This is a genomic window from Natrinema sp. H-ect4 (assembly GCF_041894845.1).
Classification (GTDB): Archaea; Halobacteriota; Halobacteria; order Halobacteriales; family Natrialbaceae; genus Natrinema.
In genome coordinates this window covers 1-20,644 of the sequence record NZ_JBHDYC010000003.1, presented here as the reverse complement: position 1 = coordinate 20,644, position 20,644 = coordinate 1, and the positions used below count along the sequence as shown (strand labels likewise).

The 20,644-nt window shown below is 61.6% G+C and carries 21 protein-coding genes, 1 tRNA gene and 1 pseudogene; 7 read left to right on the top strand and 16 right to left on the bottom strand.

Features of this window, described 5'->3' with window-relative positions:
- The first annotated feature begins 133 nt into the window (after nt 1-133).
- Both ACEWFR_RS05460 and ACEWFR_RS05455 read left to right on the top strand, forming a co-directional pair.
- Entirely contained in the window at nt 134-709 is a 576-nt protein-coding gene (locus ACEWFR_RS05460; protein WP_374060082.1) for a hypothetical protein, read from the top strand.
- A 183-nt stretch (nt 710-892) separates the two neighbouring features.
- Nucleotides 893-1,066 (top strand): hypothetical protein, encoded by a 174-nt coding sequence (locus ACEWFR_RS05455; protein WP_374060081.1) that lies wholly within the window; start codon nt 893-895, stop codon nt 1,064-1,066.
- A 694-nt stretch (nt 1,067-1,760) separates the two neighbouring features.
- Here the strand turns inward: ACEWFR_RS05455 and ACEWFR_RS05450 are convergent.
- A tRNA-Pro gene (locus ACEWFR_RS05450) sits at nt 1,761-1,833 on the bottom strand.
- Nucleotides 1,834-1,916: 83 nt separating this feature from the next.
- Between ACEWFR_RS05450 and ACEWFR_RS05445 the strand changes: the two genes are divergently transcribed.
- Nucleotides 1,917-2,171, top strand: coding sequence for a pro-sigmaK processing inhibitor BofA family protein (locus ACEWFR_RS05445; RefSeq protein ID WP_098724853.1), 255 nt, complete (start codon nt 1,917-1,919; stop codon nt 2,169-2,171).
- Between the two features lie 192 nt (nt 2,172-2,363).
- On the opposite strand, the gene ACEWFR_RS05440 is transcribed toward ACEWFR_RS05445, so the two are convergent.
- The 11 genes and pseudogenes from ACEWFR_RS05440 to ACEWFR_RS05390 all read right to left on the bottom strand — a co-directional run bounded on the left by ACEWFR_RS05440 (nt 2,364) and on the right by ACEWFR_RS05390 (nt 12,927).
- Entirely contained in the window at nt 2,364-3,059 is a 696-nt protein-coding gene (locus tag ACEWFR_RS05440; RefSeq protein WP_374060080.1) for a hypothetical protein, read from the bottom strand.
- Between the two features lie 146 nt (nt 3,060-3,205).
- Nucleotides 3,206-5,272 carry a DEAD/DEAH box helicase gene (locus ACEWFR_RS05435; RefSeq protein WP_374060079.1) on the bottom strand — a complete coding sequence of 689 codons (2,067 nt, stop codon included), beginning with the start codon at nt 5,270-5,272 and terminating at the stop codon, nt 3,206-3,208.
- Nucleotides 5,273-5,378: 106 nt separating this feature from the next.
- The gene (locus ACEWFR_RS05430; RefSeq protein ID WP_374060078.1) at nt 5,379-6,482 is read right to left on the bottom strand and encodes an ABC transporter substrate-binding protein; all 1,104 of its coding nucleotides are present in this window, start codon (nt 6,480-6,482) and stop codon (nt 5,379-5,381) included.
- Between the two features lie 59 nt (nt 6,483-6,541).
- A complete protein-coding gene (locus ACEWFR_RS05425) occupies nt 6,542-7,648 on the bottom strand; it encodes an ABC transporter substrate-binding protein (RefSeq protein WP_374060077.1) in 1,107 nt (368 codons plus the stop codon).
- 48 nt (nt 7,649-7,696) lie between these two features.
- On the bottom strand, nt 7,697-8,560 hold the full coding sequence (locus ACEWFR_RS05420; protein WP_374060076.1) for an ABC transporter ATP-binding protein: 864 nt from the start codon (nt 8,558-8,560) through the stop codon (nt 7,697-7,699).
- Complete coding sequence (locus ACEWFR_RS05415) at nt 8,560-9,669, bottom strand: FecCD family ABC transporter permease (RefSeq protein ID WP_374060075.1); 1,110 nt, start codon at nt 9,667-9,669, stop codon at nt 8,560-8,562. The genes ACEWFR_RS05420 and ACEWFR_RS05415 overlap by 1 nt, the downstream gene beginning before the upstream one ends.
- A 118-nt stretch (nt 9,670-9,787) precedes the next feature.
- On the bottom strand, nt 9,788-10,258 hold the full coding sequence (locus ACEWFR_RS05410; RefSeq protein ID WP_374060074.1) for a cupin domain-containing protein: 471 nt from the start codon (nt 10,256-10,258) through the stop codon (nt 9,788-9,790).
- A gap of 47 nt (nt 10,259-10,305) precedes the next feature.
- Nucleotides 10,306-11,178, bottom strand: a complete 873-nt coding sequence (locus tag ACEWFR_RS05405; protein ID WP_374060073.1) for a hypothetical protein — start codon at nt 11,176-11,178, stop codon at nt 10,306-10,308.
- Nucleotides 11,179-11,307: 129 nt separating this feature from the next.
- Nucleotides 11,308-11,502 carry a cold-shock protein gene (locus ACEWFR_RS05400; RefSeq protein ID WP_005554588.1) on the bottom strand — a complete coding sequence of 65 codons (195 nt, stop codon included), beginning with the start codon at nt 11,500-11,502 and terminating at the stop codon, nt 11,308-11,310.
- Between the two features lie 113 nt (nt 11,503-11,615).
- Nucleotides 11,616-11,854, bottom strand: a pseudogene (locus ACEWFR_RS05395) (carbonic anhydrase); the annotation flags it as partial.
- Nucleotides 11,855-11,925: 71 nt separating this feature from the next.
- Nucleotides 11,926-12,927, bottom strand: coding sequence for a hypothetical protein (locus ACEWFR_RS05390; protein ID WP_374060072.1), 1,002 nt, complete (start codon nt 12,925-12,927; stop codon nt 11,926-11,928).
- 763 nt (nt 12,928-13,690) lie between these two features.
- On the opposite strand from ACEWFR_RS05390, the gene ACEWFR_RS05385 reads away from it, so the two are divergent.
- The 3 genes from ACEWFR_RS05385 (at nt 13,691) to ACEWFR_RS05375 (ending at nt 16,452) form a co-directional block, all read left to right on the top strand.
- Nucleotides 13,691-14,707: an NADP-dependent oxidoreductase gene (locus tag ACEWFR_RS05385; RefSeq protein ID WP_374060071.1), complete on the top strand. Its 1,017-nt coding sequence runs from the start codon at nt 13,691-13,693 to the stop codon at nt 14,705-14,707.
- 426 nt (nt 14,708-15,133) lie between these two features.
- On the top strand, nt 15,134-15,280 hold the full coding sequence (locus ACEWFR_RS05380) for a hypothetical protein (RefSeq protein WP_176548140.1): 147 nt from the start codon (nt 15,134-15,136) through the stop codon (nt 15,278-15,280).
- Between the two features lie 77 nt (nt 15,281-15,357).
- Nucleotides 15,358-16,452: an aminopeptidase gene (locus ACEWFR_RS05375; RefSeq protein ID WP_374060070.1), complete on the top strand. Its 1,095-nt coding sequence runs from the start codon at nt 15,358-15,360 to the stop codon at nt 16,450-16,452.
- Between the two features lie 618 nt (nt 16,453-17,070).
- On the opposite strand, the gene ACEWFR_RS05370 is transcribed toward ACEWFR_RS05375, so the two are convergent.
- Nucleotides 17,071-17,247, bottom strand: coding sequence for a hypothetical protein (locus tag ACEWFR_RS05370; RefSeq protein ID WP_374060069.1), 177 nt, complete (start codon nt 17,245-17,247; stop codon nt 17,071-17,073).
- Between the two features lie 671 nt (nt 17,248-17,918).
- Here ACEWFR_RS05370 and ACEWFR_RS05365 point away from each other — a divergent pair.
- Nucleotides 17,919-18,335 (top strand): universal stress protein, encoded by a 417-nt coding sequence (locus ACEWFR_RS05365; RefSeq protein WP_374060068.1) that lies wholly within the window; start codon nt 17,919-17,921, stop codon nt 18,333-18,335.
- An 80-nt stretch (nt 18,336-18,415) separates the two neighbouring features.
- On the opposite strand, the gene ACEWFR_RS05360 is transcribed toward ACEWFR_RS05365, so the two are convergent.
- The 3 genes from ACEWFR_RS05360 to ACEWFR_RS05350 all read right to left on the bottom strand — a co-directional run bounded on the left by ACEWFR_RS05360 (nt 18,416) and on the right by ACEWFR_RS05350 (nt 20,397).
- Entirely contained in the window at nt 18,416-19,084 is a 669-nt protein-coding gene (locus ACEWFR_RS05360; RefSeq protein WP_374060067.1) for an alpha/beta hydrolase, read from the bottom strand.
- A complete protein-coding gene (locus ACEWFR_RS05355; protein ID WP_374060066.1) occupies nt 19,081-19,704 on the bottom strand; it encodes a VOC family protein in 624 nt (207 codons plus the stop codon). The genes ACEWFR_RS05360 and ACEWFR_RS05355 overlap by 4 nt, the downstream gene beginning before the upstream one ends.
- Nucleotides 19,705-19,788: 84 nt before the next feature.
- Complete coding sequence (locus tag ACEWFR_RS05350; protein WP_374060065.1) at nt 19,789-20,397, bottom strand: FAD-dependent oxidoreductase; 609 nt, start codon at nt 20,395-20,397, stop codon at nt 19,789-19,791.
- Nucleotides 20,398-20,644 lie beyond the last annotated feature (247 nt).

Genomic DNA, 20,644 nt, shown 5'->3' with positions numbered 1-20,644 from the left:
GTCGCAGTCGTCTGCGCGGTCGGTCGGTGTCTCTCGTGTCCGCCGAGGCTCGAGGACGACTCACAATCTAGAGGCCCAATACAGTCACGAGATGGCCACTATTCTTAACTGAACGCGGTTGGTCCGACACGTCGTGTCTCGAGATTCACCATCCGAATCGACTGCCGGCTCGGCTCCCAGACGGGAACCACACCAGCAACGGAACCGTTCCGTCTCGGACGTTCTCTCCGACGATCGAACCAAGGGGTATCTCACCTATACGACGTCGATTTTCGCCATTGTCGGTGCCGGGTTCGGACTGACCGGTGCGCTCGGCACCCGGCTGCTCTTCGACGGCTCCGACGAGAGTGGATTCGTCGCCGCGTTCTTCATGATCGTCCTGTTCGGCGTCATGGTGTTTACCGGACCGATACTCGGTGCGATCAGCGGGCTTCAGCTCGATCGGCAGATGGCCGACACGCGCGAAGCGATGATCACGGCCTTCGCCAGCGGGACGCTCGGCTACGTCGTGATGACGATCGTCGGCGTCCTCGTCACCGTCGTTTTCTCACCCAGTACCGATAGCGCGGACACCGGCGGCACCGGTGGAAGCGGCGGGACCGATCTCTTCGATCTCGGCGACGTACTCGTCCCCCTCATTGCCATGGCGATTCCCGTCGGCCTCGTCGCCGCGGGAGTGATCTACGTCGGCGATCGGTTCCTCGAGTAGGGCAGGAGACCGGGACGTATTTTTCCTCGTCTCGGCTCTCACCTCGCTTTTTCGAAGGTCGCTCGAGAGTGGTCGTGTTCAGGGGAGAGTCGTCCCGTTTCGATCGATACGAAATCGCCCCTACCGAACCCCTTCGTACATTGGAGCGACACTGATAGCGATGTAGCCACTTCGTCTCACCCCATGGCGACTCAATCTAACCGGACGCGGGCCGCGGTCCGCTGTGAGAACTGTAAAGCGATCCTCGTCGCCGAGGTCACGCCGGCGGGTTCGATCCGCCCGCTTGGCACGAGCGAGGACTGCGTCTGCGGTGACGGCTCGTTCACTCGGCTCGAGCAGCCAACCCCGTCACCCTGATCGGTGTTGTGCGCCCGGTCGGAGTCATTCGATCGGTTGCTACTGCTCCGCGACAGGGACGGATTTGGAAGACGATCACAAACGCCCCATGACGGTCCGTCTCGAACGGGTGATATCGAAGAGAGTTTACAATTAGAAATACATATGACCATATTTTCCACCCAATCCGTCATGATTACCTCGATGAGAAGCTTTATTGTTGGACATGTGCTATACAGTAGTGAGGTGATGACGACGAATACCAAAACGATCACTACGGCTGTACGAAACCCCTGTGGCCATTGTGACTTTACTCCGTGTGGGCCCTGCCACCGGCTAGCACCGGAGCTCGTCACGCCCCGAACACATACGCCTCGATCCTCGGCACTCAGTTTTCACGACGCGTTTTGATACCTCAGTGGAACCATCCGAGATTTGCGATACCGGTAGTCGTCTCCTCTTTGCCACCGAAGATGAGACGGGCAGAAGCCCGTAGAATTCCGCCGACCGAGAGCCGAGTCGCGTTCCAGATATGCTGGGTTCAGCGATGAGGGAGCACCCCTGTCAGGTCAATCCACTATAGTAGCCACCGTAACGATTTACACACCTGAACGGATGAAAGCGATTTGAAGCGCGGTCGGAGCAAGCTCTTCCCCGATTCAAATCCGAGTTTGTTCCGATTCCTGTTGCTCGCGGTTTTGCTCGCAGCAGTATATGGGATCGCCCGGATTTGAACCGGGGTCACGGGCACCCAAGGCCCGAAGTATACCAAGCTAACCCACGATCCCGTATCTACTCCAACCGCGCCCACATCATAAAGCGTTTCGTTACGGTCCGAACGGTTTTGCCCGATGCCGTGATAGCGCCGGCCATGACCGGACTCGAGATGTTGCTTCTGATTCTCGTGTTGGTGCTCGTCCTCGTGGCGGCCCAGCTCATCGAGGTCGCGAGACCTTTCATCGTCAACGCGGTGAGCGGACTCGTGGTGTTGTACCTCGCTCAGGTCGTCTTCGGCGTCGGAGTGGCGGTGACGCCGCTAACGGTTGCAATCGTCGCGATCGGCGGCGTTCCGGGCTCGTTGCTCGTGCTGGCGCTCTCGCTGTTCGGTGTCGCCTTCGTTCCGTGAGCCTCGCTGATCGGCGTCGAACCGTCGCGCATACGGGCTGCTGTACCGATGTACTGGCGCCCCTGTCTGGCGGGTCGCGGGTGCGCCGGAACTGGCGGAGAGTATAGTAGCCACTGAAAGTCGAGACACACTTGATCACGGATCGCGTTGTGAGCAGTGTATAATTCGTTTCAGTGGCTACTATAGTCCGTCTCAGTTTCCGAGAAGACGTGCGATATCCTCGTCGGTCGCTTCGGTGACCGCATCGGATCCGGTGTCGATCGTCGACGCCTCGTCCCACTCGGCCAGTAACGCGGCGACGTCCTGGTCGGTCGCTTCCGGGAGCGACTCGTCGGTATCGTCGTCGGCGACGACGGCATCGAAAACCGTCCCGAACGTCGAGACGACCCGATCCTCGTGACGCGTCGGATCGAAGTGGAAGTGGGCGTAGGCGTCGACGCTCGAGAGCCGGTTCGTGAGGACGTGTGCGAACTGGAAGACCTCCTTCGGAGAGCTGTGGCGAAGCAGGGCATCGAGCGAGTCGAAACAGACCGTGATCTCCCCGCCGGTTTCGTCCCAGTGTTTACAAAACCGGCTGACTGCGACGCCGATCGCGGAAAGATCGGTCGGATCGGTCACCGAATCGGTGACGACTGGCCGGGTGAAATCAGGCTCCGATTCGTCGCCGGCGTCAGTCAGGACATCCCCGATCGTGAGCTGCCCGAGCGGGCCGTCGATCGCATCCTCGTCGGGACAGTCGGGCTCCTCGTCAGCGAAGGTGACCGCAAGGTGTGCCGTGTCGCTGTCGTGGTAACACAGCTCCTCGCAGGCGTTCGGCGATGCTCGTCTCGAGTGGACGAGCAACACGTTCGCGGGCGGGTCGATCGCGGCTGGCGTCGTCGTGTCCATAGTGACAGCTCCGGGTTGGATGCCCGTACTGACTATCGATTGAACGCTGTCGTCCTTTACCGTTCCGGCCGTCGAGACGGCTCACAAACGATCGTGGCCGCCGTTTGATGCGCCAGTGACAGTCACGGATCACATCGCGGACCCGATCAGAGGTCCTCGTCCCGGAGTTCGATATCCGCGACGAGCTCGTAGGGATGGGCGTCCTTCCGGATCCCGTCGAGAAGCGTGAACGCCTGGCCGGGCTCGAGGAAGTGTTCGGTCACCACGCGACCGAGCGGCGTGGGTTCGAAGCCGTCGATGAAGTCGTACTGCAACAGCTTTCCGATGGCGTGTTTCGTGGGAACGTCGCCGAGCATCCGGTCGTTAAGCGCCTTCGTGGCCTTGCCGCCGACCGTGACGTTCGCGAGCGTCTCCTCGACGGCCGCGGCCTCGTCGTAATGAGTCATCACCGACTCCATCTCGCCTTTGAGGAGTTTGAAGGCGACCTCGTCTTCGCTCATCTCCATCGAATTGTGGTAGACGGTGTCGGGTTCGACGAGGACGTACACCGTCCCCGTGTCGTGGTAGTCGGGCCGGCCCGCGCGGCCGAGCATCTGGTGGAACTCCTGGACCGAAAGCCACTCGATGCCCATCGCCAGCGAGTCGAAGATGACCTGCGAGGCGGGGAAGTCGACCCCCGCGGCCAGCGCGGCGGTCGTGACGACCGCCGAGAGCTCCTGCTCGCCGAACTTGCGTTCGACCGTCTTTCGGCGCTTGTAGTCCAGTCCGGCGTGGTAGGGAGCGGCCGAGTAGTCCAGCTTCCGCGAAATCTCGTGACAGCGCCGCCGGGAGTTGGTGAAGATGATCGTCTGCCCGCGATACCCCTTCGAGGACTCGGTGTCGAACTCGCGTTTGACGAGCTTGTTCTCGACCCGCACTTTCTCCTGGCCGTCCGCGAAGGTGACGTGGCGTTCGATCGGGATCGGCCGTTCCTCGAACTCGATGAGCGTGGCTTCGAGCGCTTCGGTGAGCTGCTTCGGGTTGCCGACGGTCGCCGAGAGGTAGACCCACTGTGCGCCGTCGTACTCGTCGCGGCGCGCCGCCCGCTGCTCGCACGTGTATTTGAGCCGCGAGATGAGGCCGTCCAGCCGGTGGCCTCGATCCTCCTCTTTCAGCGTGTGGACCTCGTCGATGACGACGGTCCCGATGTCGCCCATCTCCTTGCCCGTCCGCAGGGCGTGGTCGATCCCCTCGTAGGTGCCGACGATGACATCGGCGTTCGGATCGAACTGGTTGCCGTTGTCGGCGATCCGGCTCGCGCCCACGCGGATGGAGACGTCGACGAGGTGGCCGTATTCGTCCTGAAAGTCCTCGTACTTCTGATTGGCCAGCGCCACCAGCGGCACGAGAAAGAGCATCGTCCCCTTGCCCTCGAGGACGCGGTCGATGCCGGTCATTTCGCCGACGAGGGTCTTCCCGGTCGCCGTCGCGGAGACGACGAGCTGGTCCTCGCCATCCAGGAGGCCGTTCTCGACCGCGAGGCTCTGGACCGGCAGCAGCGTCTCGAACCGGTCCTCGAGCAGGTCCTGAATGCCCGGGTGCAGGTTCAACGAGTCCGTCCGAACGGGGTCGACCTCCTCGGTCGTCGCCGAGATGGTATCGAACTTCGTCAGATCGGGGTCGAGCTGTCCCTTGAGCAGGTTGACGATCCGTTCTAAATCCTGTACTTCCAGCATGAGGTCTTCGAGACGTTCCTTGGCGGCACCCGAGACCTCGCCGCCGCCCGAAAAGGAAAGCTGGCGCTCGAGTTCCTGTTTCGCACAGTCCGTACAGATCCAGTCGTTGTCGTCCTTGACGGCAGTCTCGGTCGTGATCGGCGAGTACCGGCCCGCGCCGGCGCAGTAGCGACAGGTCCGGACGGTCTTGACCTTGTCCTCGAGCTGGTAGCCCTCGAGCATCTCCCGAAGGTCGCGCCGACCGGCGCTCGAGGTCTGTTCGGAGATGCGGATCCGCTTGGACCGGCGGGCGAGTTCGACGAACTCGTCGGGCTGGCGGGGCTCCTCGCTCGAGCCATCTTTGAGTCGGAACTTCGCGGGGCGGGGCCCGGCCGAGGTTTCCGAGAGCTCGAGTTTCGCGCGGAACAGCCGCTTCCCGTCACGTTCGACGACGACGAGGAAGTCGCCACCGGTTTCGTGACAGAAGATGGTATCGACCTGCTGGACCTGCTTCGACACGACAGTGAGTAGTAGCGTGGCGTACTTGAGCGATTCGGACTCGAGCGCGTCGATCCCGGGTCGACCCGAACGCGCGCCGCCTCGCGGAGTTCGACCGAGCGCTCGCCTAGAAGTCGCCGTTGACGATGTCGCTGACCTCCTGCGGGTCGAACAGGTCGTCCTCGATGCCGTAGAGTTGCTGGGCCAACCGCTGAGTGGCGACGAGGTTGATGATCGGGCCTTGATAGAACGGGACGGTCTTGTATACGTTGTCGTTCTGGACGGCCGTCAGTTTCTGCCCGGCGTTGTGGCCTTGCATTGGTTCGACGAAGTTCTGCTGGAACTCCTCCTCGCTGAGGTACTGCTCGGTGCGAAGCAGGATGTACTCCGGATCGACATCGAGGAGCGTCTCGTAGTCGATCGATCCGCGGGTGCTGTGGAAGTTCTCGACGTCGGAGTTCGCGAGCGCGTCCTCGACTCCGAGGTCCCGCAGGTGTTTGTAACTCGTCGACTCGTCGACGATGTAGGGGAGGAAGGAGTCGTCCGCTATCTGCGGGTACAGGACCGCGGCCTCAGGTCGGCCACTCGAGGGAACGACGTTCTCGAGTTCCGACTGGAACTCGTCGTGCAGTGTCTCGAACTCGTCGTAGCGTTCCTGTTCCTGGAAGACTTCGGCGAGTTTCTCAAAGGCCTCGTACATCGTGAGGTAGTCGTAGTCCTGGTGCCACGAGTAGCCCCGAGAGGTGATACTGTTCCCGAAGAACGGCGTCCCTGTCGATTTGATCCGCTCGATGGCGTCGCCGCTCCAGTCGGCCCGCCCCGTGAGGAAGTTCGGATCCATGACGAGCACATCCACTCTCTCGGAAAGGTCTATGAACTTCTCGGGGCCGAACTCGTCGTCCCAAAGCGTTTCGATATCGTCCGGGTCGACGCTCACGTCGGGAATGTCGTCGTAATACCCCGTATGTAACCGCCCCGCGATATAGAGTCCCACCGGCGGCTCCTGACCCAGTGCGATCCCCATGTCGGTCCAATCCGCGGTGCCGGCGGCCCACGTCTGGGGGACCGACTCGAACTCAACGTCGCCGACCGGCGGCATCGATACCGTGTATGCGGTTTCGCCGTCCGAGGACCCATCATCTCCGATGCAGCCCGCCATCGCGCTCACGCCTGCGAGCGCACCCCCCGTTCGAAGCACGTTCCGTCTCGTCCACGTCCGTTCGTTACCCATCAAATTTTAGGTCGGCCTAAAACAGTAAAAGTGTTCCGGAGCCGTCCGACTGATCGGTGTCAGGTGTCGCCGGTAACGATATCTGCGACCGCCTGCCGGTCGAACAGCTTCTCGCCGCCGAACTCGTCGGGATAGATTCCCTGGGCCGCCCGCTCGAGCTGAAACAAGTGAATGATCGGTCCCTGGTAAGTCATGCCGCCGTAGACAACGCGGTCGTTCCGGACCGCCCGGAGTTTGCTCGCAACGCTGTGATCGCGCATGAACGAGACGATCCCCTGCTCGAACTCCGACTCGGTGACCTTCCCTTGTTGTCTGATCGCGATGACGTCGGGATCGATCTCGAGCAACGTCTCGTAGTCGATGGTGCCGCTCGCCGCCTGCGCGTCGCCGACGCCGCTCGCGGCGAGCGCACCGTCGACCCGAAGATCGGTCCAGTGTTTGGACTGGGTATCGTCCTCGATGTGGTAGGGATAGAACGCGTCCGGCTCGGCCGAGGCGGGGACGAGGACCGCGACTTCGGGCCGCTCGTCGGGCAGTCGGGACCGAACGTCGGCCAGTACATCGTCGTGGAGCCGTTCGAACGCCTCGTAGCGCTCTCGCTCCTGAAATACCTCCGCCACTTTCTCGAAGGCCTCGTAGAGGGTGTAGCGGGTGTAATCGTGCCAGTCGTAACTGGCCGAGAAAATCGTATTGCCGACGAACGGCGCGACGGTCTCGCTGATCTCGTCGACATCGTCTTGGCTCCAGCCGAGCCGGTTGATCATGAAGTTCGGATCGATGAGGTGAACGTCGGCCTCGAGTTCGTAGAACACCTCCTTCCCGGTCCCGTCGTCCCAGAGTTCAGTCAGGTCGTCCGGGTCGACCGAAACGCCCGGCAGTTCGTCGTAGTAGTGGGTTCCGTACCGGCTCTGCAGGCCGATTCCGACCAGCCCGTCGGCCCGTCCGAGCGCAATGCCCATATCCGCGTAATCTCCCGTATAGGGGAGCCATCTCTCTGGAACGGATTCGAACTCGACGGTGCCGACGGGCTCTATCGTGACGGAATACTCGCTCTCGCCATCTCCCGACCCCTGCGTACCGAGACAGCCGGCGGCCGTACCGAGTCCGGCGATCGCTGCTCCCGTCTTCATCACGCGTCGTCTCGTCCGTTTCGAATCGGCTGTCATCGAGTTTTAGGCTGGCCTAAAAATACAAAAGCCTTCCGGCTGGCGGCGTCAGGTCTGGCTCTCCGGGAGCGCGCGCTTCGGCAGTACCTGCAGTTCGGGCTCGTACTCAACGGAGGCCTCGACGCCGAAGACGTCGGCGAGCAACTGTTCCGTCACGACCTCTTCGGGCGGCCCCCAGTCGTAGAGTTCGCCATCGCACATCGCGACCAGATAGTCCGCGAACCGGGCCGCCTGCGAGATGTCGTGAAGAATGACGGCCACGGTGACCCCCTTCTCCTCGTTGAGTTGGCGGATCGTCTCGAGCACCCGGAACTGGTGGTGAATGTCCAGAAACGTCGTCGGCTCGTCGAGCAACAGGACGTCGGTGTCCTGTGCCAGCACCATGGCGATCCAGGCCAGTTGCTTCTGGCCGCCGCTCAGTTGACCGAGTTCCGACTCCCGGAGGTGGTCGATCCCCGCCAGTTCGATCGCGCGTTCGACCGCCCGGTGATCCTCCTCGGTGACGCCGTCGAAAAAGCCCCGATGCGGGTAGCGGCCGTGATAGATGAGGTCCTCGACGGGGATCGAGCCGAGCGAGTCGTTCTCCTGCGAGAGGACCCCCATTTCGCGCGCCAGTTCCTTGCGACTGAACGTGTCGAGGTCCTTGCCGTGTATCTGCACGGATCCCGTAGCCGGTGTAAGGTGCTTCGAGAGCGCCTTCAGGAGGGTACTCTTCCCGCTGCCGTTGGGGCCGACGAGCGCGGTCACCGCTTCCTCGGGGATGTCGAGGCGCGCGCAGTCGACGATTGTCTCCTCGCTCGTCGGATAACTGAGCTCGAGGTCGTCGCCGACCAGTGCGCTCTCGACCGTGTCGCCGTTATCGTCGGTGATCCGCTCCTGTTCTCGATCTACGTCCTGCTGTGTGCGTGCCATTATAGCTCACCCATCGATTGCTGTTTCCGCATCAGATAGAGGAAATACGGCCCGCCGATCAGTCCGGTGACGACGCCGACGGGCATCTGGGTCCCGCCCAGCGCGAGTCGCGCACCGACATCGGCGGTGACCATCAGTGCGGGCCCGGCGAAAAGACACCCGATCATCAGCCGTCGGTAGTCCCCACCGACCGTGTTCCGAACGATGTGCGGGACGACGAGGCCGAAGAAGCTGACGATACCAGCGACGGCGATTGCGGCGCTGGCGGCCAGAATCGCGACGGCCGAGAGGGAAAACCGGACCCGTTCGACGCGCATCCCGAGCGAGCGAGCGGTGCTCTCGCCCAACATGAGGACGTTTAACTGCCGCGCACCGGCGAGCGCGATCGCGATCGCCACGGCCGCCGGCAGGATCGCGATCCGTACTTCTTCCCAGCCGGTGCCCGTGAGCGATCCCGTCAGCCAGGCGATCGCCGTCTGGACGACGCCCAGATCGTCCACGAAGAAAAACAGCCCCTGCTGGAGCGACTGAAAGACCATGTTCACGACGACGCCCGCGAGCACGAGTCGGACGGGACTCGTCCCGCCTTTCCAGGCGATCGTGTAGACGATCACGAACGCGACCGTCCCGCCCAGCGCGGCGATCAGCGGCAGGAACGGCGTGAGGCCGCTGAAGACAACCAGCGTCGCCAGCACGGCGAATCCTGCGCCGGAGCTGACCCCAAGCACGAACGGACTCGCCAGCTCGTTCCGCGTCACGGCCTGGAAGATCGCACCGGAAATCGCGAGCGTCGCGCCCGCGATGATCGCGACGAACACCCGCGGCATTCGGAGAGTCCAGACGACGATGCTCGCGGTGCTCATCTCCGGCAGGTCCGTGCCGAAGAGGAACGCCGACCAGGCATGGAGGTTGAATATCACGCTCGGATTGAACACCGCCTGCCAGGCCTCGAGGAACGTCATCGAATACTCCCCGAAGCTTACCTGCACGAGCCCGGCGACGATGGTGACGACCGTGCTCGCCAGACAAAAGAGAACGAGCATTCCCGTAACCCATCCCTCCCGCTCTCGGGCGGACCTGTGCCCTTCGACCGACTGCGCTTCTGCCATCGTATTTAGGTGTACCTAAAAGACGCTTAGTAGTTGCGGTTACAGAACGGTATGGGAGAATGCTGTCATCATCCCCAACGGGCTGCGTTACTCCTTGCTCGATCGGATCCGCCCGGCGTTAGCCGTCCTCGAGCAGGTCGATCTCGTCGTCTCCGTTCGGAACCGCACAGATGAACGCACCCGGCTCGTCGCCCTCGTTGTGATACCAGTGGACCGTCCCGGCTGGGATCAGCAGCGAGTCGCCGGCTTCGACCTCGTGTTCGTCGTCGCCGTCGACGGCTTCTTCTCGCGGGCGTCGCCCGCTCGAACGGTCCGCGGAGCTTTGCTCCGCGCTATCGCCGTCTGCTCGATGCGCCTTCGGCGCATCGCTGATGCCGACCGTGTACTCGCCCTCGAGGACGTACTGCTCGTGTTCGACGTCGTTGGTGTGTTTCGGCACCTCGGCACCTGGCTCGAGGACGAATCGCCGAATCGCGAAGTTCGGCGCGCCGTGGTCGTCGTCGATCAGAACGCCCTTCGAGAGCCCGTCGGCCGCGTCGACCGGCTCGTACTCGATCGCCTCGCCGCGTCTGACCAGTGGCTCCGTCATGGTCTCGAGTCGGTGGCGGATCCACAAAACGGTCCGGGTCGACGGCGTCATGGTTCTCGAGCGGCCAGCGCGAGGAACGCAATCCCGAAGCAGCCGACCAGCAAGGCGATATAGGAGAGGATTACGCGCGCGTCGCCCCCGCGCTCGAACCCGAGGAACGCGGCGCCGACCGCACCGACGAGCGTGCCGACGCCGAAGACGACGAGGACGACGCGTTCGGACCGGCTCTGTCGGATCGTCCGCTCCGTCTCGCTCGCGGCGGCCTCAAGCAGCGGTCGGGCCTCCTCGTAGACGTCTCGGGGCATCGAGACGTACCCCGGTGCCGTCACCCCTCGTGTTTTAGTTGCGTACGACGGTCGGAGGACGACGGTTCCCGTCCCGGGCACGCGGCGGACGCTGACGGCCGCGAGTTCCTCGAGATCGAACGACTGGTCGTTCACGCGAACCGTTCCCACCACGGGATCGATTTCGCCGCGGGAGTTCACCATCTGCATGCCGATCGACGTCCCGACCGGGACCACCAAGAACAACGCGAGCAAGGCCACCGGAGACACCGCAACCGAGCCGACGATCACGACCGCGCCGACGAGGACGCTCACCGCCGCGGGGAGCGGGCGAAGCCGATCGTACCCGGTGCGGTCCGCCCACGTCCGTATCGAGGAGCGGACCGTCTCGTCGTCGACCAGCGGGAGCAAGTAAAGCAGCGAGAACGGCCCGCCGATCAGCAAGAGCAAGACGAACAGCGCGAGTCGTCCGTACGCGCCGTTTACGGCGGAGAGAGCAAGCCCTGCGGCTCCGAGTGCAACCACCAGTAGCGTCATTCCGCCGAAAAAGCCGACCTGAAGGTACTGACAGAGACGACCGAGCGTCGACGCCGACGCGCTACGTGACCACGTGACTGCGTCGGAGTGGTCCGTCATCACTCGTCGTTCGTGTCACTGAAGGATAAATTTGTGGTCGGGCGGACGAGGAGTTTCGCGTTCGACAACGCCGCCGCTCAGGGGTGATAAAATACTGCAGTCAAGTGCCGATACCAGTTCGAATTCGCCTTACAGGCGCTCGACGTTCGTCGCGCGCGGGCCCTTGGGGGCCTGCTCGATGTCGAACTCGAGCTCCTGTCCTTCCTCAAGGTCCGGGCCGCCGATGTCTTCCATGTGGAAGAACACGTCGTCGTCCGCGTCCTCAGTCTCGATGAATCCGTAGCCGCCAGTGTCGTTGAAGAAATCAACGGTTCCTTTCGCCATTGCTTCTAGAGAAAGCGCCGCAACACTCATAAAGCCTGCGACTCGCATTAAACGTCGATATGCGGCGCGTGACGCCCTGTATACCGTTCAGAGGGAGAACCGGCGTTCGGTCACCGATCGCCGCGGCCCTCGTCCCAGGTCTGGTTGCCGATGTCGTCGACGTGAAGACCATGCCCGGCCAATCGATCACCCACATACCCTCGTGAGAGACCCGGGAGTCCGAACAGCAGATCGCGACGACGGTCGGATGCTGGGCCGCCTAGATGTCCGCGAAATAATCCGCCAGTAGCACCTCGACGTGGCGCTCGTTGCCCGCGAGCAGTCGCTCGAGGATATCGCGATCGGTCGCCATAGCTGATGTACGCGAACGGCAGCCAAAAAGGTTCGAAGGGTGGAACTCTCGGTAGTCAGGGAGGATTGTTTTTATAACAAACCACCAATAGCATCTGTTGCATCATCAAGAATGTCGCCTCCTTTATCAACAGCGTCATCTTCAAGGTCTGATGGACACTTCCGGTCAATCTGGTCATCTGGAATACCATCAATACAGTGGAGGCATTTACAACATGTGTCTGTTGTATATCCACATTCGAGGATACATGCACCACAAGTAACGCCAAAAGAGCCGACACATGTCGGAGCACAGGCGCCACAAAGTGCAGTTCCTGCAGTGCATTGTCCACAGGGGTGGAATACTAGTCCACCGCAAGAGGGGTCAGATTGTGCAGGACGTACTGATTTTGATGGAACGGTGTCTCCATGACGCATTATATTCAAATTATCAGAATCAAGATTAGTCGCGGGATTAGTAATTGATTTTTCTTCTTCCTGAATGATTAAAAACTCCACCCTAGTTTTTTCACTAATGATATTGAAGTATACTCCTCCTAATTTGTCACAATATACACTACTGATATTCTCTATTTTGTCAGATTTTAATTTATACTGGTTGCCAATCAATGAATAAATGTAATCATTTTCCTCTTCTGTTAATGATCGTCGCGTGAGTATATCATCACTACCATCTACCATTAATAAAAGTTCCGACTCATTCGGTGCGGATTGATACCGATCTGGCAGCCTATTAGCGGTTATTGATTTGAGATCATTGAATTCAAACCTCAATGCCATGTTTTCATCAGTATCCACATCATGAAAATCAACATACGATAGGATACCAATCTCCGTTTCTAGTTTGATTTTCTGTTTTTCAGTTCCTGGAAGAGTATCAACCACTTTCTGCTGAATGGTCGGATCCCCAACCATATCAAGAACTTTCTGGACTTTATTTACATCTAACACATCAAGATTGTCGCGATCCGGATCGGCAGTCACTGTTCCAGTCCCGACAGCTACTGCAGCCGCGGATCCACTAATAGTTCTGAGAACTTTTCTTCTCGACGCAATCTCATCTTTATCACCCATATATAGTCATAGTAATCTAATTAGTTAATATATTTTCTGATCTCTATTTGTTGAAAATCTATCCCAGGGACGCATAGAAATTTTTTTCTCTTGGAGGTGGCTGTGAAAGGGACAGTGCATGATGAAAAGGGCGTAAAATTAGAGAATATCCGAAAGATATTAAGACTAGGACGACCAGTAATACAAATGTGGTACAAAAATGCCCAAAGATCCAGAAGAGCCCAAAGGACAGAGAAGGTCTGGTTACCTATTGATCGGCTCTGGTGTGTTTTTAGAACTCCTCTTAATCGGAATCGTTTTATCTGGAAATTCCACATATCTGCTTCCAATTGTTGGAGGAGGACCAGCGTTCATTCTCATCTATCACGGATACAGATCCGTTACGACCTCTCGAGGCGAGTCTCTGCTGACCGAAGATCAGAGTCAAGCCCCGTATCAGAAAGCGGGTCAGACGTCGTTTTGGGTGTTAGTGGCGGTTATCTTGACTGACGAGATGTTCCGGTTCCTGCCCGAGGAACACCTTCATACGTCACTACTGTATATCGCCGCATTCGTCGCGATAGTGACGACTATCTACCACAAATATTTTTCAGAATCATCTGTTTCAAAGCGTTCAGAGCCAAATAACTCATAAATCTGCCACAGTATAATTGAATTTCTTGTTTTCGTGTAACTTCGATACACACAGCCTGTTCTAGGACAGCAGAATGCTGTAGACTTCCGCGAGCCCAACCTTCACCTGTTGGGGTGGCCATGTGAAAATATGGCAGAAACGAGGCAGTGGCAACTCGCAAGTCGTCCGGTCGGCGAACCGACCGCGGAAAACTTCGAACTCGTCACCGTCGACCGGCCCGAACCGGGCGACGGCGAGGTGCTCGTCGAGACGCTGTATCAGTCGGTCGATCCCTACATGCGCGGGCGGATGCGCGACGTGGAATCCTACGCCGAACCGTGGAACGTCGGCGAACCCATGCAGGCCGGCATCGTCGGCGAAGTCCTCGAGTCCGAGGCCGACGAATTCGCGGAAGGCGACGTGGTAACCGGTGATCTCCTCTGGGCGGAGCACGCGGTCGCCGACGCGGACGAACTCCAGCCGGTGAACCCGGACCTCGGTCCGGTCTCGACGGCACTGGGCGTGCTCGGCATGCCCGGCGTGACGGCCTTCTGGGGCCTGCTCGACGTCGGCGATCCGAACCCCGGCGACACCGTCGTCGTCTCCGCCGCCGCGGGTGCGGTCGGCTCCGTCGTCGGCCAGCTCGCCCGGATCAACGGCGCGCGCGTGGTCGGCACCGCCGGTAGCGAACAGAAAGTCGAGTGGCTCACCGAAGAGCTCGGCTTCGACGCCGCAATCAACTACAAGGAGACCGACGACCTCGGCAGCGCGGTGGCCGAGGCCTGCCCCGACGGGATCGACGTCTACTTCGACAACGTCGGCGGCCCGATCACCGACGCCGTCTGGCCCCGCCTGAACGTCCACGCGAGAGTCGCCGTCTGCGGCCAGATCGCGCTGTACAACGAGACCGAGGTTCCCACGGGTCCCCGAAAGCTCGCGAAACTCATCGAGACCCGCGCGAAGGTCGAGGGACTGCTCGTCGGCGACTATCAGGATCGGTGGGCCGAGGCGCTCAAGCGCCTCTCCACGTTCATTCAGGAAGACGAACTCCGCTACCGCGAGAACGTTGTCGAAGGCTTCGAAAATGCCCCCGACGCGTTCCTCGGCCTGTTCGAGGGCGAGAACATCGGCAAGCAACTGGTCAAGGTCGGCGAGCGCGGCGACTGAACGGGTCGTGTCGCGGCTCAGTTTTCCGCTTTGGAACGCGGGTCCGACGAGTCGGTCGTCCGCTCCGCTAGAGCGACGAGCGATGCAGTACGCGACGGGGGAGGATCGCGGGACCAGCGTACGATGTCAGCGGGGAGGTGACCTGAAAGCGATGTCAGAGGGTCCGGCCGCACGCAGCCTCGCAGTTGTCAGACGGGAGTGGGCGGACGGCCGGTCGCGGTCGCAGGGACGGGCGACAGGCCCCGATCTCGAGGACGCGCCTCGGACGGTGGAGGGCCGGCGATCGAGGCCTATTCGAACGGAGGACCCGCCACACGTTATAGTCAGCGCAAGCTGAAATACCGGTTTTAGTTACCGATTCGGGCGGGCAGATTCAACCGCTCGAGGTCGAAACGGTTAACCACGCTGACAGTGTAGCGGGCGAATATGCTGGACACCCTCATCGGCCTCATCCCCGACGATCCCGTCATCATTGCGGTCGTCGTGATCCTCCTCTCGCTGGTCTTCTTCGCGTATCTCCTCCTGCGGCGGACCGTCCTCGAGTTCCGCGACGGAATGCGCGGCGATCGCTGATTCGGGGCGGTCGCAGGTCGCCGGCCGATCGATCCCCATCACGAACCGTTTTTTCCTCCCCCCGTCAATACCGGGGTATGGACCCGCGAATCCGCGAACACGCCGAGATTATCGCCAATCACTCGGTCGACCTCGAGGACGGTGATAACGTCGTCATCGATGCCCATCCGGTCGCCGAGGACCTGGTCGTCGCGCTCCACGAGGTGATCGGCGATCGGGGAGCGAACCCGATCACGACGAGCCAGCGAACCGGAAAGCGACAGCAGCGCGCGTATCTTCGGGCTTCCGATGACGAGTTCGACACACCCGAGCACGAACTCGCGCTCGTCGAGAATACCGACGTCTACATCGCTATTCGCGCGACGGACAACGCCACCCAGACCAGCGACGTCGACCCCGAGACCAGCGCGGCCCACCAGCAGGCCCATCGCCCGATTCTCGAGGAGCGCCTCTCGAAGCGCTGGTGTCTCACGCAGTTCCCCGCGCCGGCGAACGCCCAGCTGGCCGAGATGAGCACGGACGGCTACGAGAACTTCGTCTGGGACGCCGTCAACAAGGACTGGGAGGCCCAGCGCGCCCACCAGGAGCACATGGTCGAAATCATGGATCCGGCCGAGGAGATCCGGATCAAGAGCGGCGACACGACAGACGTGACGATGTCCATCGCGGGCAACCCGACGCTGAACGACCACGGCGAACACAACCTGCCGGGAGGCGAGGTCTTCACCGCACCCCAGCCAGACAGCGTCGAGGGCGAGGTCCTCTTCGACATGCCGCTCTATCATCAGGGCCGGGAGATTACGGACGTCTTCCTCGAGTTCGAGGGCGGCGAGGTCGTCTCCCACTCGGCGGCGAAGAACGAAGAGGTGCTGACCGAGGTACTCAACACCGACGATGGCGCGCGCCGACTCGGTGAACTGGGCATCGGGATGAACCGCGACATCGATCAGTTCACCTACAACATGCTCTTCGACGAGAAGATGGGCGACACCGTCCACATGGCCGTCGGCCGAGCGTACGACGACACCGTCGGCGAGGGCAACGAGGCCAACGACTCCGCGGTCCACGTCGACATGATCGTCGACATGAGCGAGGATTCGGTCATCGAGGTGGACGGGGAAGTCGTGCAGCGAAACGGGACGTTCCGATTCGAGGACGGGTTCGAAGAATAACCACTCTCAGTCCGTTCATTGCCGCCTTTTCAGATACTCTAATTCACGTCCGCGCCTACAACAACCCGAACAACTGCACGCGGTGGCGCGCGCTGGGCCGCAGCGAACAGAGGCGAGGCGTGAACGAAGTGAGCGCCTCGGAACGCGAACGGTGACCGCAGGGAACCGTGAGCCGTGTGAGCCGCGGATCGAAGCCGTGCGAGGGATGAGCGAGCGACCGCAGGGAGTGAGCGTTAGCGCGGGACCGTCGGTCCCGCGAACCATACGAATAGTGCGAGACCAGAGGTCTCGCATACCATGCGAACGGCGGCGGAGCCGCCGTGAGCAGACGGGCCTTCGGCCCGTGAGTAGAAATCGGCTGGGGAGGGCGTGGCAACTCCCTGCTGTCAGCGGAGGCAGGACACTCGTCACCATCTACCGTCGCTGCTCAGACTGGTCCAACGGAGAGTGCAGTTCGAAGCCGCTCGAGCAGTCACAGATCACACCCGCTCGAGTCCCGTTTACGGGCCGACCCCCTGCCGTCGACGCGGTGGTTTCGGTGGTGGCGTCCGGCGACGGGAGGTCGACTGCCCGCCGGGGCTCGAGCCCGACGGAGGGAATAGGTGCCCAGCGGAGATATCACTCGCGCTCGAGCGGGAACACATCCGGCGGGACCGAACAGCCACAGGGACCGACGGACCCGGTGTGGGGACCGGTGACGACCGAGACCAACGCGGGATCGCCACAGCGCGGGCAGTCGGGAAACGGCGAGTCCTCGTCGTCGCTCCCGTCGTTTGCGTCCGGATCGGCGGTCATACCGACCACCAAGAACGGAGCCCGTCGAAACCGGATTCTGGAGTCGGCGCTGGTCGTGACGGGCGATTCCGCGGTCGTACGGGACGTTTATATCCCGCGAGAATGTACGCAATCATGGCTTTCGAACCCTCGTGGGTTGGAAGCCACGTCTCGGGTGTCTCTAGCACCCGGGGCATTTCGGCGCATGCCCCGCGCGACGGATGGAGTGTGGCTTCCGTTCTAATTGTTGGACTAAATTGACTTATAACTACTGTAAGGTATGTGGAATAGAGTGAGTGAGTGAGGCCTCGAGCGTATTCGAAGTTACTTGCTAACAGGCGATCAATCCGATTTGATCTGTAGCATGAGGATAGCAGCAGGTAGTGTCCTGCCGCCAGTGGCGGCAGGGAATAGCCACGCCCTCCCCAGCCGATTCGCTCGTTCACTTCGTTCACTCACTCATCCCTCGCACGGGGTTGTGCCGCGGTTCACTGGCGTTCACCGCGACTCAGCGCGCGCCACCGCATGCCGCTCGGACAGTCCGAAGCGAGACAGCAGTCGCCGACCCGGAACGATACTGGGGATCGGCGACACAATTAGCGAACTGATCGAAAACAGGACGGTCGCTCGTTCGGTCGAGCAGAACGGTTGCTATCGACCGGATTTATACTCCCGCGAGAGCTATCAGGCGTATGGACGTACTCGTCGCGTACGACGGCTCAAAGCCCGCGCAGAAGGCGGTCGAACACGCGTTTTCGACGTATCCCGACGCGGAGATCGTGTTGCTGCGCGTCATCGAGGCGGCGGACAGTTCGACGGAGGCGGGGATCAGTATCATCCAGGAGATGCTGCGGGAACGAGAGGAGGAGATCTCCGAGGAGTTCCCCGACGAGATCGACGCGATCACCAGCGATCCCGACGTCGAGTTTCGGACCGAGACCGTCGTTGGGAAGCCCGCACGCGAGATCGTCTCGTTCGCAGAAGAACACGACATCGATCACGTCATTATCGGAAGCCACGGACGGGCCGGTCTCTCCCGCATCCTGCTCGGCAGCGTCGCCGAGAAAATCGTCCGGCGCGCCCCCATGCCGGTTACCGTTATCCGCTGAGCCGACCCTCGAGCGAAGCGCGACTCAGTCGAGGAGGACGGACTCGGTAGACCGCGACCGGTCGGTGACGGAGTCCGCAGTCAGTCGTCGACCAGCGCTGCGACCATCCCCGAGACGAACGCCATCTCGTCCTCGTTGATGCCGTGGCCCATCCCCTCGTAGAGCCGTTTCGTGACGTCTGCATTCATCGACTCGAGGACGTCAGCCGTCTCGTGGACGCGCTCCTCGGGAATGTGGGGGTCGACATCGCTGCAGCCCAGGAAGACAGGGGTGTCCTCGAGGTCGGGATCGTTCTCGAGGTAGTCGTCGGGATCGATAGCCTCGCCGATGAGCCCGCCGCTCAGGGCGGCGAGACCGCCGTATCGGCGCGGGTTTCGCGCGACGAACTCGCTGGCGAGACAGGCCCCCTGCGAGAAGCCGAGCAGCATGATCCGCTCGATGGGAATCCCGGCGTCGGTGGCCGCATCGATCGCGTCGCTGATGGCCTGCAGCCCCGAGCTCCGGCCGGGCTCGTTCCGCTCGACGGGCGCGAGGAAGGAGTTTGGGTACCACGTCTGGCGGGCCGCTTGCGGCGCGAGGAAGGCGACCCCCTCCCGGCCCACTTCGTCGGCCATCTGGATCATCCCGCGAGCGGTCGCCCCGCGACCGTGGGTGAGCACGAGCGCGGCGGTCGCATCCTCGAGGTCGGTTCCACCCGCCACGAGTTGCTGGTCCTGGTGGGGACCGTCGACGCGGTCCCCCGCGCTCATTCGACACCACCGACGCCGGCGCTGGCCTCGGGCAGGTCGTGTTCGATTAGCTCGAGGCCGAGCGCCTCGATCGCACCACGGAGGTGTTCGTCCTTGGCGTAGTCGGCGCCGTCTTCCTCGCGGAGCTCCTGTGCCTTCGCCAGCACCTCGCCGCGCCGGTCGTCGGGCACCTCGTACTTGTCCGTCGAGAGCTCGATGACGAGGCCGTTGTTGTCCGTAGTGTAGATCGAGTGGAAGATGCCCCGGTCGAAGACGTTGTACTGGTGGCCCGCGTCCTCGAGCGCCGCCATCGTGTCCTCGTAATCGTCGGGGTCGACGCTGAAACAGAGGTGGTGGACGGCACCGGTGCCGCCGCGCTGGCCGCGCTGATTCGACGGCCGGTCGTCGCTGACGAAGAAGGTCAGAATGCGACCGTCGCCGGTGTCGAAGAACAGGTGCGTCTGCGAGGGGTCGTCGAGGTTGGGTTGGCGGAGCACCAGCGGCATCCCGAGCAGGTCCTGGTAGAACTCGATCGTATCGGCCTCGTTGCTCCCCCAGATGGTGATGTGATCGGTTCCCGTCGTGTGGACGGGGCTGTCGGGTAGTTCCGGCGTGACTGGATTGGTGGGTTCGGTAGGCATGGTGGGTGAATCGAATCGGTCGTGAATCCGACCGAGGTGGGTTCGAATGCGATTTGTTCGGTTGCGAGTTCGGCGTCTCCGCGATTACTCCGCGACGTGTTCGCCGAAGACGCGCGCGGCGTCGTCGGGAACGTCGAAGTCGTGGTAGTGTTCGCCCTTTACGCTCGAGAGGATGTTGAGTGCTGCGGCGGCCCCGTCGCCGACGGCGATGGCGGCCTGCCACTCCTCGGGGCGAACCATCGCGCCGGTCGCGTACGCGCCCGAGACGCTCGTCTCCATTTCGACGCCGACGTCGACGGTGTCCTCGTCGGTGAACGCCACGCCGAGATCCTCGGCCAGTTCGCGGTTCGCACCGGTCGCGAGGACGACGAAGTCGGCCTCGTAGCTGCCTGCCTCGGTCTCGACGGTAAAGCCGTCACCGGCTTCGCTGACGCCAGTCACTTCCTCGTCTTGGCGACGGTCGACACCGAAGTCGTCGACCTGCTGTCGAGCCGTCGCCATGAACTCGCTGCCGCCGACCGAGCCGATGCCGAGGTAGTTGAACAGGTGGGCCTTGTGCATCCACGTCCCGTCGGTGTCGAACACCGACGTCTCGAGACCGTTCTTCGCGGCGAAGAGGGCCGCACTCAGTCCGGCGGGGCCGCCGCCGACAACGATCACTGTCGCATCGTCCGTAGTCGTCTCATCGCTCATCGTAGTTACATAGTGTTACTGCAGAGGTATCAATCCCCAGCAACCCCGAAGCCACCACGTAACACCAGTGTCAGTGTCGTGAGTTTCCACGGATCATACGTTGGAACGGTCCCGTGAGCGCTGCCAACTGACACCACGACCTGCGCACGCAGGCTCAATCCATTCGCGTAACTCGCTCTTAGCACCGAATCCAACAGGAGAACTGTCGGCGGACGGCCCGGTCGACGCGAGTTCCCCCGCCCGTCTC